7 protein-coding genes are annotated in these 12,537 nt (G+C 70.7%); 1 reads left to right on the plus strand and 6 read right to left on the minus strand.

The window, feature by feature from the left end:
• The first annotated feature begins 83 nt into the window (after nucleotides 1-83).
• Nucleotides 84-1,307 (plus strand): SMI1/KNR4 family protein, encoded by a 1,224-nt coding sequence (locus tag CP970_RS12695; protein WP_224058403.1) that lies wholly within the window; start codon nucleotides 84-86, stop codon nucleotides 1,305-1,307.
• 103 nt (nucleotides 1,308-1,410) lie between these two features.
• Here the strand turns inward: CP970_RS12695 and gatB are convergent, their stop codons facing one another.
• The 6 genes from gatB to CP970_RS12725 all read right to left on the minus strand — a co-directional run bounded on the left by gatB (nucleotide 1,411) and on the right by CP970_RS12725 (nucleotide 12,535).
• A complete protein-coding gene (gatB, locus tag CP970_RS12700; RefSeq protein WP_055544796.1) occupies nucleotides 1,411-2,925 on the minus strand; it encodes an Asp-tRNA(Asn)/Glu-tRNA(Gln) amidotransferase subunit GatB in 1,515 nt (504 codons plus the stop codon).
• A 16-nt stretch (nucleotides 2,926-2,941) separates the two neighbouring features.
• Complete coding sequence (locus CP970_RS12705) at nucleotides 2,942-3,172, minus strand: hypothetical protein (RefSeq protein WP_055544797.1); 231 nt, start codon at nucleotides 3,170-3,172, stop codon at nucleotides 2,942-2,944.
• 5 nt (nucleotides 3,173-3,177) lie between these two features.
• On the minus strand, nucleotides 3,178-4,671 hold the full coding sequence (gatA, locus tag CP970_RS12710; protein WP_055544798.1) for an Asp-tRNA(Asn)/Glu-tRNA(Gln) amidotransferase subunit GatA: 1,494 nt from the start codon (nucleotides 4,669-4,671) through the stop codon (nucleotides 3,178-3,180).
• 6 nt (nucleotides 4,672-4,677) lie between these two features.
• Nucleotides 4,678-4,974 (minus strand): Asp-tRNA(Asn)/Glu-tRNA(Gln) amidotransferase subunit GatC, encoded by a 297-nt coding sequence (gene gatC, locus CP970_RS12715; protein ID WP_010984178.1) that lies wholly within the window; start codon nucleotides 4,972-4,974, stop codon nucleotides 4,678-4,680.
• Nucleotides 4,975-5,164: 190 nt separating this feature from the next.
• Nucleotides 5,165-10,222, minus strand: a complete 5,058-nt coding sequence (locus CP970_RS12720) for a DUF11 domain-containing protein (RefSeq protein WP_169801196.1) — start codon at nucleotides 10,220-10,222, stop codon at nucleotides 5,165-5,167.
• A gap of 168 nt (nucleotides 10,223-10,390) precedes the next feature.
• Nucleotides 10,391-12,535, minus strand: coding sequence for a putative bifunctional diguanylate cyclase/phosphodiesterase (locus CP970_RS12725; RefSeq protein ID WP_420855547.1), 2,145 nt, complete (start codon nucleotides 12,533-12,535; stop codon nucleotides 10,391-10,393).
• Between the last annotated feature and the right edge of the window lie 2 nt (nucleotides 12,536-12,537).

Below are 12,537 nucleotides of genomic sequence, written 5' to 3' on the forward strand. Positions count from 1 at the left end.
GAACGTCCAAATGGTTCTGGACGGAATGATGCTGATTCCCGCTCAGGGCGGCGTTGTCAGTGCCGGGTGTCATCCTCGGAACCATGGATCTCACCGCGCGCATCAGCGCCTTCACGGCCCTGGTCGGACCGCCTCCCGACCCGGCGCCCGCCGTCGACTGGGCCGCGGTGGAAGCCTGGCTGGAGACCCCGCTGCCCGCGGACTACAAGGCGCTCGCATCGGCGTACGGACCGGTGGAAACAGGCCATCCGGACTCCGCCGCCATCCGCCTGCACACGCCGTGCGTGAGCGCCGACGGCCGCTATGCGTACGGCTCCTGGCTGGTCGAGACCCACCGGCACTCCGCGATCAGGCCGCGCATGTTCACCCAGGAGAAGCGCCGCTTCCTGCCCGAGGAGGGCGGACTGCTCGCCTTCGCCACGACCTCGGACGGCGACCACCTGTTCTGGGACACCTCGGCGTCCCGGAACCCGGACGCCTGGCCGGTGACGCTCCTGACCACGTCCGTCGCGGTCGGCGGCGACGCGCCCTGGGTGGCGTACGAGGTCCCGCTGCTCGACTTCCTGTGCACGGCCCTGCGCACCGGCGTCCACCACCCCACCAGGACCGGCAGGACGCTCGGACCGCTGCCGGGCGCCGTGCGCACCTGGGCCCCGCTGGCCGACGCCGCCCCCTGGTCCCCGCCGCCCCGGGGGACGTACGTGGACGCCCGCCAGCACGCCGCGCTCACCGAGGGCGAGGGCCTCGACGCGATCACCGCGCTGATACCGCCGCCGCTCGCTCCCCAGCTGGGCAAGGGCAGTTGGGAGGAGCTCTTCGCGCGGCTCGGCACGCGGCTTCCCGCGGACTTCGTGGCACTGGCCCGGACGTACGGGGCGGGGATCTGGAGCTGGTGGCTCGACATGCCCGCCCCGCTCGACCTCGACCACAGGGGCGGTCTCGCGGCGGGCGTCGAGGAGATGCTGGAGGGATACGCCGGCCTGCGGGAGGACTTCCCCGAGGACTTCCCGCTGCCCGCCTGGCCCGCGCCCGGCGGATTCCTGCCCGTCGCCTCGACCATCGACGGGGACCAGATCGGCTGGTGCGCCGAGGGCGACGACCCCGACCTGTGGCGCGTCGCCGTCAATCCCCGGCACGCGGCGCAAGGACCGCCGCTGGCGGGGAACTTCAGCGCGACACTCCTGAACTGGCTGCGCGGCGGGCGCCCGGCCGCCGACGGGTTCTTCCGGCTGGGCAGGGACCAGGACCCGTTGGAGTACATGTTCTTCGAGCCGTTCGCAGCGCCTAGCGAGGACCAGGTGCCATGAGGACCACGTGCCATGAGGACCGGGCGACATGAGGACCGGGCGACACAGCGAGGGGCGGCACACCCGAAGGTGTACCGCCCCTCGCCTACCGCAGAAGCAGACCTCAGCCCTCGCTGACGCCCAGCCTCTCCAGGATGAGCTCCTTGACGCGGGCCGCGTCGGCCTGGCCGCGCGTGGCCTTCATGACCGCGCCGACCAGCGCGCCGACCGCGGCGACCTTGCCGCCGCGGATCTTGTCGGCGATGGCCGCGTTGCCCGCGATGGCCTCGTCGACGGCCGTCGTCAGCGCGCCCTCGTCGGAGACGACCTTCAGGCCGCGCTTCTCGACGACCTCGTCCGGCGTGCCCTCGCCCTTGAGGACGCCCTCGATGACCTGACGCGCCAGCTTGTCGTTCAGGTCACCGGCGGCGACGAGCTCGGTCACCCGGGCGACCTGCGCCGGGGTGATGGCGAGCTCTTCGAGGGCCTTGCCCGACTCGTTGGCGTTGCGGGCCAGTTCGCCCATCCACCACTTGCGGGCCGACGCCGCGTCGGCGCCCGCCTCGGTGGTGGCGACGATCGGGTCGACCGCGCCCGCGTTGAGGATCGACTGCATGTCGTGCTCGGTGACGCCCCACTCCTCGCGGAGGCGGTTGCGGCGCACCCGCGGCATCTCGGGCAGGGCGGCCCGCAGCTTCTCGACCCACTCCCTGGCGGGAGCGACGGGGACCAGGTCCGGCTCGGGGAAGTAGCGGTAGTCCTCGGCGTTGTCCTTGATGCGGCCGGACGTCGTGGAGCCGTCTTCCTCGTGGAAGTGCCGGGTCTCCTGGACGATCGTGCCGCCGCCGTTCAGGACGGCCGCGTGCCGCTGGATCTCGAAGCGCGCGGCGCGCTCCACGGAACGCAGCGAGTTCACGTTCTTCGTCTCCGAGCGCGTGCCGAACTCCTCGCGCCCGTGCGGGCGCAGCGAGAGGTTCACGTCGCAGCGCATCTGGCCCTTGTCCATGCGGGCCTCGGAGACGTCGAGCGCCTTGATGACCTCGCGCAGCTCGGCGACGTACGCCTTGGCGACCTCGGGGGCCCGCTCGCCCGCGCCCTCGATCGGCTTGGTGACGATCTCGATGAGCGGGATACCGGCGCGGTTGTAGTCCAGGAGCGAGTGCGAGGCGCCCTGGATGCGGCCCGTCGCGCCGCCCACGTGCGTGGACTTGCCGGTGTCCTCCTCCATGTGGGCGCGCTCGATCTCCACGCGGAAGATCTCGCCGTCCTCCAGCTGGACGTCCAGATAGCCGTTGAAGGCGATCGGCTCGTCGTACTGCGAGGTCTGGAAGTTCTTCGGCATGTCCGGATAGAAGTAGTTCTTCCGGGCGAAGCGGCACCACTCGGCGATCTCGCAGTTCAGCGCGAGACCGATCTTGATGGCCGACTCGACGCCGATCTCGTTGACCACCGGCAGCGCGCCCGGCAGGCCGAGGCAGGTCGGGCAGGTCTGCGAGTTCGCGTCGGCGCCGAGCGTCGTCGAACAGCCGCAGAACATCTTGGTCTTGGTGCCGAGCTCGACATGGACCTCGAGGCCCATGACGGGGTCGTACGTCGCGAGGGCTTCCTCGTACGACACCAGGTCAGTAGTGACAGTCACGGTGAAACTTTCCCTCTCAGCCCAGCAGGACGTCGTCGTCGCCGAGGCGCTTGAGCTCACGGAAGAGCAGCGCGACGCCGGTGGCGATGGCGGCAGCGGAGACGACGGCGTCCACGAGACGGAGCGTGTCGTGCTCGTAGCGGGCCTTCTTGGCCTGCTTGAGCACGCTGATCGCGCCGAACGCGGTGGTGCCGATCGACAGATACGTACCGGTCTTGGACTTCTTGAAGCCCTTGGCCTTGGTCATGGCACTCACAGCGACGGAGCCTCCTCGAGCAGCGGGTGCCCCCACTTTTCCACGAAGGCGGCCTCGACGGCAGCGCCCACCTTGTACAGGCGGTCGTCCTTCATGGCGGGGGCGATGATCTGCAGCCCGACGGGCAGGCCGTCCTCCGGCGCGAGGCCGCAGGGCAGCGACATGGCGGCGTTGCCCGCCAGGTTGGTCGGGATGGTGCACAGGTCCGCGAGGTACATCGCCATCGGGTCGTCGGCGCGCTCGCCGATCGGGAAGGCGGTGGTCGGCGTGGTCGGCGAGACGATCACGTCGACCTGCTCGAAGGCGGCCTCGAACTCACGGGTGATGAGGGTGCGGACCTTCTGGGCGCTGCCGTAGTACGCGTCGTAGTAGCCGGAGCTCAGCGCGTACGTGCCCAGGATGACGCGGCGCTTGACCTCGTCGCCGAAACCGGCCTCGCGGGTCAGCGCGGTGACGTCCTCGGCGGACTTCGTGCCGTCGTCGCCGACGCGCAGGCCGTAGCGCATGGCGTCGAACCGGGCGAGGTTCGAGGAGCACTCGGAGGGCGCGATCAGGTAGTACGCGGAGAGCGCCAGGTCGAACGTCGGGCAGTCGAGCTCGACGATCTCGGCGCCGAGCTCCTTGAGCAGCTCCACCGACTCGTCGAAGCGCTGGACGACACCGGCCTGGTAGCCCTCGCCGCGGAACTGCTTGACGACGCCGACGCGCATGCCCGCCACGGAGCCGTTGCGCGCGGCCTCGACGACCTGCGGGACCGGGGCGTCGATGGACGTCGAGTCGAGCGGGTCGTGACCTGCGATGACCTCGTGCAGGAGCGCGGCGTCGAGCACCGTGCGCGCGCAGGGGCCGCCCTGGTCGAGCGAGGAGGAGAAGGCGACCATGCCGTAGCGCGAGACGCCGCCGTAGGTGGGCTTGACACCGACCGTGCCGGTGACGGCCGCGGGCTGGCGGATGGAGCCGCCGGTGTCCGTGCCGATGGCGAGCGGGGCCTCGTAGGCGGCGAGCGCGGCGGACGAGCCGCCGCCGGAGCCGCCGGGGATGCGGGTGAGGTCCCAAGGGTTGCCCGTCGGCCCGTACGCGCTGTTCTCCGTCGACGACCCCATGGCGAACTCGTCCATGTTGGTCTTGCCGAGGATGACGACGTCGGCGGCCTTCAGGCGCTTGGTGACCGTCGCGTCGTACGGCGGGATCCAGCCTTCGAGGATCTTGGAGCCGACCGTGGTCGGCACGCCCTCGGTGGTGAAGATGTCCTTGAGCGCGAGCGGGACGCCGGCCAGCGGGCCGAGCTTCTCGCCCTTGGCGCGCTTCTCGTCGACGGCGCGGGCCTGCGCGAGCGCGCCCTCGCGGTCGACGTGCAGGAAGGCGTGCACCTTCTCGTCGACGGCTTCGATGCGGGCCAGGTGGGCCTCGGTGACCTCGACGGCGGTGAGCTCGCCGGAGGCGACCTTCGCCGCGACCTGGGCGGCGGTGAGCTTGATGATGTCCGTCATGTTCTTTTAGTCCTCCCCCAGGATCTGCGGCACCTTGAAACGCTGCTGCTCCTGGGCCGGGGCGCCCGAGAGCGCCTGCTCGGGGGTGAGCGACGGACGGACCTCGTCCGCGCGCATGACGTTCGTCAGCGGCAGCGGGTGCGAGGTCGGCGGTACGTCTTGGTCGGCGACCTCCGAGACGCGGGCGACCGCGCCGATGATGTCGTCGAGCTGTCCGGCGAAGTGGTCGAGCTCCTCGGCCTTCAGCTCCAGACGTGCAAGGCGGGCGAGGTGGGCGACCTCCTCGCGCGTAATGCCAGGCATGCGGCGATCCTCAGGGGTGAGTGTGCGGGTTGTGACCCCAATCCTATGGGTCGCCGTCCCGTGCCCGCGAAACAGTTCTCCGTAGCGGCCCCCGCCCAGGTAGGGGGAGGGACGGGGAAGGGGCCCCCGCGGATGTCCCGCGAAGGCCCCTCGGTGTCCGGTCGGTGTCCGGCGCGCGCCCTGGCTCGGATCAGCGGCGCCTCCTGGCGGCAAGCAGGAGACCCGCGCCGCCGAGCAGCAGCGCCGCGACCGCGCCGAACGCCCAGAGCCGGTCGGTGCCGGTCTCGGGGAGCACCGGCGGCGGGGGCGTCACGGGCGGCGTCACCTCGGGCGTCACCCGGCAGCCCGGCTCCTCACCCGTACGGCAGTTGCCGCCGGGGGTGGTGGTGACGACCGCGTTGCGCAGCGTGCCGTCGCCCTTGCCGTCGCGGCGGACGGTGACCGAGTAGGTGACGGTGGCCGTCTCACCGGCGGCGAGCGGGCCGCTCCACTCCAGGCTGTCGCCGGAGCGGCGGACGGTGCCCGCGCTGGCGCGGGCGTCGCCGTTGTACGCCGCGTCGTCGAGCACGTTCGACAGGTCGTCGGTGAACGACGCCCGGTCGTAGTCCGCGGTGCCGGTGTTGGTGGCGGAGATCACGAACACGACCGTGCCGCCCCGTTTCACCTTGCCCGCGGGCTCGGCCGTCTTGTGCAGCCGCAGCGCGCGGACGCGGGTGTCGGTGGAGCAGTCGGGATCGATCGGCGCGCGCCCGGCGCGCGTGGACCGCCCTGGCATCGGCAGCGGGCAGTTGGACTTGTCGCCGCCGGTGACCGTGTTGCGCAGCCGCTTGTCGCCACTGAGCGGGTTGTGCACGGTGACCGAGTAGCGGACGGTCGCGACGGCGCCGACCGCCAGGTCACCGGTCCACGTCAGACGGGGCGCGGCGAACGAGACCCGGCCGCGGCTCGCCCGCGCGTCCCCGTTGTAGGAGGCGTCGTCGAGGACGCCGCCGAGGTCGTCGCTGACCTTGGCCCCCTGGTAGCGGGCGGTGCCGGTGTTGCGGATGACCAGGGTGTAGGCGACCTTGCCGCCCGCGGTGGCCGGGGACGGCGCCCCGGTCTTGGTGATGTCGAGCCGCGGCTTGCCGTGCGGCTCCGGCTTGGGCGGTACGACGGTCTCGCAGTCCGGGTCGCCGGAGCCCTTCTCGCAGTTGGAGCCGGGCACGACGACCGTGTTGGTGAGCTTCTTGTCGCCCTTGAGGTGGACAGTGACCGAGTACGTGAGGGTGACCTTCGCACCCTTGGCGACGTCGCCGGTCCAGGTCAGCTTCGGCCGGTCGAAGTCCGTCGTCCCCTCGGTCGCCGCCGCGTCGTCGTTCCAGTCGGCGTCGTCGAGCACACCGGTGAGGTCGTCGGTGAGCGTGGCACCGTCGTAGTCGGCGTCGCCGGTGTTCCTGATCGTGACGGTGTACGTGACCCGCTGCCCCTTGGCCGCCTGCTTGGCCGAGCTGGTCTTCTCGACCTTGAGCTGGGCCAGCGGCGTCACCTTGCGGCAGTCCGGGTCGGTGGAGCCGTCGGGGCAGGTGGACCCGTCGGGTCCGACGACGGCGTTGGCCAGCTTCTTGTCGCCCTTCGGGGGCTTGCCGACCGTGACCTTGTAGGTGACGGTGACCGTCGCGCCCTTGGCGACCTTGCCGGTCCAGCGGAACTTCTCGCCCGCCCGGTCGAACGTCGTCGTCCCCGACGTGGCGCTCACGTCGTCGTCCCAGGCCGCGTCGTCGAGGACTCCGGAGAGGTCGTCGGTGAAGGCGGCGCCTTCGTAGTCCGCCTCTCCGGTGTTCTTGACCGTCACGGTGTACGTCACGGTCTGGCCCGGCTTGGCGGAGGCCGGGGATGCGGTCTTCTTGATCTCCAGGACGCCGACCGGGGTCTCGGACGAGCAGTCGCCGTTCGTGCCGTCCTTCTCGCACGTGGAGTCGTCGGGGCCGACGACCACGTTCTTCAGCTTCTTGTCGCCCTTGGGCGGCTTGCCTACCGTGACCTTGTAGGTGACGGTGACCGTCGCGCCACCGGCCACGTCGCCGGTCCAGGTGAACGTCTTCCTCGCGGCGTCGTACGCGGTCGTCCCCGAGGTCTTGGTGACCGCGTCGTTCCAGGTGGCGTCGTCGAGGACGCCGGTCAGGTCGTCGGTGAAGGTGGCGTCCTTGTAGTCGCTGGTCTTCTTGTTGTGGACGGTGACGGTGTAGGTGATCACGTCTCCGGGCTCGGCGCTCCGGGGCGACGCGGTCTTCTTGATCTCCAGGCCCGGCTCCGGGAGCACCTTGCGGCAGTCCGGATCCTTGGAGTCCGGCGGGCAGTTGCCGGTGTCGTCGCCGGTGACCACGTTGCGCAGGTACTTGTCGCCCGCGTTGGTGACCGTGACGGTGTAGGTGACGGTGGCCTTGGCGCCGACGGCGAGGTCACCGGTCCAGGTGAGCGTCTTCGCCGTGGCGTCGTACGCCGTCGTGCCGGGGTTCGCGGTGGCGCTGTCGTCCCACGTGGCGTCGTCGAGCACGTCCGTCAGGTCGTCGGTGAAGGTGGCGCCGTCGTAGTCGACGGTGCCGGTGTTCTCGACGGTGACCGTGTACGTGACCTTGCCGCCGGTCCGCGGGATCGCCGGTGAAGCGGTCTTCTTGATCTTCAGGGAGCGGATCTTGGTGGTCTTCGTGCAGTCCGGTTCTGTGCTGTTCGGCGGGCAGTTGGACCCGTCGGGGCCCGTGACCGCGTTGGCCAGCTTCTTGTCGCCCTTGGGCGGCTTGCCGACCGTCACCCGGTAGGTGACGGTGACCTTCGCGCCCTTGGCGACGTCCCCGCTCCAGGAGAGGGTCTTGCCGTCGGCGTCGAAGGCGGTGCTGCCGGAGGTCCTGGTGACGACGTCGTCCCAGGCGGCGTCGTCGAGCACACCGGAGAGGTCGTCCGTGAACGAGGCTCCCTTGTACGCGGCTTCGCCCGTGTTGGTGACCGTGACGGTGTACGTCACCCGGTCCCCCGGCTTCGCCTCGCTCGGGCTGACGCTCTTCTTGATCTCCAGTACGCCGACGGGGGTCGTCGTCCCGCAGTCCGGTTCGGTGCCGCCCGGCGGACAGCTCGATTCGTCGGGGCCGACCACGGCGTTGATCAGCTTCTTGTCGCCCTTGGGAGGCTTGCCGACCGTGACCGTGTAGGTGATCGTCACCTTCTTGCCCGCGGCGATGTCACCGGTCCACGTGAGCTTCTTCGTCGCGGTGGCGTAGCTCGGCTGCGTGGCCGTGCTCGCGCCGTCCGTCCTGGCCACCGCGTCGTCGCCGTACGTCGCGTCGTCCACCACGCCCGTCAGGTCGTCGGTGAGGGTGACGTCCTTGAGCGCGGCGCCGCCGACGTTCTCCGCCGTGAGCGTGTAGGTGACCTTGTCGCCGGGCTTGGCGTCGGTCTTGGAGGACGTCTTCTTGATGACGAGTCCGCCGACGGGGGTGACCGTCCCGCAGTCCGGATCCTTCGATCCCTGCGGGCAGTTGGATTCGTCGGGGCCGACGGCGGTGTTCGTCAGCCGCTTGTTCCCGGGCGGTGGATCGCCCACGGTGACCGTGTAGGTGATCGTGATGGTCGCGCCCTTGGCGACGGTGCCCACGTAGCGGAGCTTTTTGTCCGCGCTGCTGTAGGAGACGCTGCCCGGGGCCTGGCTCCCGTCGGCCTTCGTCGCCTTGCCGTCGAGGTTGTACCGCGCGTCGTCGACCACGTCCGTCAGGTCGTCGGTGACCGTGGCGTCCTTCCAGTCGGCCTCGCCCGGGTTGCTGACGGTGATCGTGTACGTGACCTTGTCGCCCGGCTTGGCCTTCGCGGGCGAGGCACTCTTCTTGACGGTCAGCTGGGCGATCGGGACTTCGGAGGTGCAGGCGGCGTCGGTGGAGTCCGCTCCGCAGTTGCTCTTCTCCGACACCACGGTGTTCGTCAGCTTCTTGTCGCCGCCCGGCGGCTTCCCCACCGTCACGGAGTAGGTGAGGGTGACGGTCGCCCCCGCCGCGATGTCCCCCGTCCAGCTCAGCTTCTTCGTCGACGCGTCGTAGCCGGGCTGGGTGCTGGTTCTGGCGCCCGCGGTCTTGGCCTCGGCGTCGTTGTTGTACCGCGCGTCGTCCACGACTCCGGAGAGGTCGTCGTTGACCGTCACGCCCGTGGCGGCCCCGTCACCGGTGTTCTTGACGGTCACCGTGTAGTTGACGGTTTCGCCCGGCCTCGCGGTCTTCTTGTTCGCGCTCTTCTCGATCTCGATGTTGCTGGTCAGATCGGGCGCGACGGCGCAGCTCGCCAGGTCGCTGATGGGCCAGCTGCCGCCGCTCTCGGACTTGACCCGGCCCGTCTGGTTGTCCTGCGCCAGACCGCCGACCTCCACGGAGACCCCCGTCTTGGGGTTCACCCTGTAGAGGTTGCCGTTGTAGTAGCCGAGGTAGACCGACCCGTGGAAGTAGGCCATGCCGTAGTTGTTGAAGCCGTTCCCTGTGCCCGCCCCGGTGATCTTGGTGACGAGCTCCACCTTCCTGGCCGCGAAATCGATGCGGTAGAGGTAGGTGTTGCTGCCGGAGAAGACGCCGACGTACACGCCGCCGTCGTTGTCCACGAACATGTCGGGGACCAGCGTGCCGGTGCGCCAGGGGGTGCCGGTCGGCGCCCAGTCGTAGATGTTCGCGTACTGCGTGGTGGTCCCGGTGGCCAGGTCCATCGCGAAGAAGTTCTTGTACGTGCCGCCGTTCTCCGCGCCGTACAGCGTGCCGCTCCCCGGGGCGACGGTGATGCCGCCCCAGGTGTGCCCGGAGGGCGCGGTGCGGGTGGCCCCGCCCGCGATCTCGTCGGTGACGGTGTTGGTCCCCGAGACGTGCTTGTAGATCTTGTTCGTGTAGAAGTCCTGGTAGATGGCCGCGGTCTTGGACGCGTCGTCCGGGTCCTTGCCCATCGCCATGCTGGTCGACCAGTAGTCGACCGGGTTCGCCGTCTTCCGCTTGGTGATCACCGTGTTGTTGATCGTGGCGTTGCCCGCGGCGTCGTTGACGAACTCCATCCCGGAGCGGTAGTTGCTGTAGTACAGGTGGTCGCAGTCGAAGGTGGAGGGGTTCTCCTCACCCTCCACCGACCAGCTGTCGGCGGCCGCGGGTCCCGCGCCGAACAGGACGAGCCCCGACGCGAGCACCGCGAGGGCGAGCAACTGGGCGAGGAGTTTTCGCAGCGGCGGCGAGCTGCCGCGCAGACGCGATCGGGACACGGCCTTGACCCTCCGGATGATGTCGATCTGACATCCCCAAAGGGCCATAAAGCGCATTACGTAACAATGAGCAAAGGCGATTCCGCGCCCCGACAACCCGTACGCGCTCCGTACCGTCATCCATACGGCGGCTCCCGGGATGCGCGGGCGCGCCCGGTGTGCTCCCGGCTACTGCACCGCCTGGCCTGACGGGTGCTCCGCGGCGTTCGGCGCCTCGGTCTGCTCGGTCTCACCCGCCGCGGCCGCTGCCGCCGCCCGCGCGGCGGCGAGGTCCGCCGGGCGCTGCCAGCCGCGCGAACCGCGCGCCCGCAGCCAGGCCGTGGTCTCCTCCGCGGGCATCGCCGCGGCGACCAGCCAGCCCTGCACGGCGTCACAGCCGAGGTCGCGCAGCCGCTCCCAGGTCTCGTCGTCCTCGACGCCCTCGGCGACGACGAGAAGGCCGAGCGAATGCGCGAGGTCCACCGTGCAGCGGACGATCTCCGCGTCCTCGTTGTCCACGGCGAGGCGCGCCACGAAGGAACGGTCGATCTTCAGCTCGCTCACCGGCAGGCGACGCAGGTGCACGAGCGAGGAGTAGCCCGTGCCGAAGTCGTCCAGGGACATCTTGACGCCGTGTCCGGTGAGCCCTGCGAGGGTGTCGGCGGCCCGCTGCGGGTCCTCCAGGAGTACGTGCTCCGTTATCTCCAACTGCAGGGCGCCCGGAGGGACTCCGTGCCGGGCCAGGCGCGCGGCGACGGCGCCCGCGAAGCCGGGGGTGTGGACGTCGCGCGGGGAGACGTTGACCGCGACGGGGACCTTCAGGCCCTGCGCCTGCCACTTGGCGACCTGTCCCAGAGCCGTCTCCAGGACGTACTCCGTGAGGTGCGGCATGAGCCCCGAGGACTCGGCTATGGCGATGAACTCGTCCGGCGGCACCTTGCCGCGCTCGGGGTGCACCCACCGCACCAGCGCCTCGAGACCGGCGACCTGTCCGTCGAAGCGGACCTTGGGCTGGTAGTGCAGCTCCACGTCGCCCGCGTCGAGCGCCCGCCGCAGATCGCCCAACAGGCCCAGGCGGTCAGGGGTGTTGGAGTCGCGCTTGGACTCGTAGACCTCGACGCCCGTGCGGTCCCGCTTCGCCTGGTACATCGCGACGTCCGCCCGGCGCAGGAGCCCCTCCGCGTCGAGCGCGTGGTCGGGGAAGACGGCGAGGCCCGCGCTGGCCTCCAGGACCAGCGTCAGCCCGTCCAGGTCGAGCGGCGAGCCGAGCGCCGCGACCAGCTGGCGCGCCACGCGCGTGGCCGACGTCGTGGAGTCGGCGATCGGCAGGAGCACCGCGAACTCGTCGCCGCCGAGCCTGGCCGCCTCCGCGCCGCGCGGCAGCGCGAGCCGCAGCCGGTCGGCTATCTGCAACAGCAGCCGGTCACCGGCGAGATGGCCGAGCGTGTCGTTGACCGAACGGAAGCGGTCCATGTCGATCAGCATCAGGGCGGAGCGCGCGCCGATCCGCTCGGCGTCGTCGAGCGCCGTCCAGGTGCGCTCCAGGAGCCACTGCCGGTTGGGCAGCCCGGTCAGCGGGTCGCGTAGCTGCTCCTCCGCCCTGGCCCTGGCGATCCAGAGGGTGGAGTCGAGCGCCACCAGCGGGATCGCGAAGAGGGGCAGCAGGATCGGCAGGGAGATCGCCACCACGCAGATCAGCGGGGCGATGCCGAGCAGCGCGATGCTGAGGAGGCCCTGTCTGACCAGAGCCGTGCGGGTGACGGTCGGCAGGGCGCCGGTGCGCGGCGCGTGCACGTACCAGAGCAGGACGCGGGTGACGGCGAGATAGGCGACGGCGACGAGCGCCACCTCGAACGCGGTGTACAGGTCCCAGGTCTCGGGCAGCCAGGGCGACTCGGTCGTCGGCGCGGTGCCGAACGCGGCGAGCGTGAGCGCGCCCGCGCCGATGCCGAGGATGTCGACCGCGCCGTGCAGCACGCCCTGCCGCCAGCGGTGTCTGCGGGCGGCGCCGACCAGGACGACGACGGTGAGGCTGACCAGGCCCGCGGGCACCCAGCCGTAGAGCAGCAGGACGGCGACGGTGAGCGCGCCGCCCGATCCGGTGCCGCCCCACCAGCGGTCGCGGCCCAGAGCGACCAGATGGCCCACGATGAGGCCAGTGAGGACGGCGAGGGACCAGCCCGCGGTGCCCGCGGGGAAGAGCGGGTGCCTGCCCGTGAGCGCCTGGAAGACGGCGGTGCCGAGCAGGACGGCGGCGGCCGTGACGACCACGACGGGCAGCAGCGGCCAGGGCTCGCGGACGGGCGGCACGGAGGAGCCACCCGGTGTCGCCAGGG

This window comes from Streptomyces kanamyceticus, assembly GCF_008704495.1.
Taxonomy (GTDB): domain Bacteria; phylum Actinomycetota; class Actinomycetes; order Streptomycetales; family Streptomycetaceae; genus Streptomyces; species Streptomyces kanamyceticus.

Bases quoted from the DNA above. Each gene is read 5' to 3' on its own strand.
- CP970_RS12695 (WP_224058403.1), top strand. From the start codon at position 84: ATGGATCTCACCGCGCGCATCAGCGCCTTCACGGCCCTGGTCGGACCG.
- CP970_RS12705 (WP_055544797.1), bottom strand. From the start codon at position 3,172: ATGACCAAGGCCAAGGGCTTCAAGAAGTCCAAGACCGGTACGTATCTG.
- gatA (WP_055544798.1), bottom strand. From the start codon at position 4,671: ATGACGGACATCATCAAGCTCACCGCCGCCCAGGTCGCGGCGAAGGTC.
- gatC (WP_010984178.1), bottom strand. From the start codon at position 4,974: ATGCCTGGCATTACGCGCGAGGAGGTCGCCCACCTCGCCCGCCTTGCA.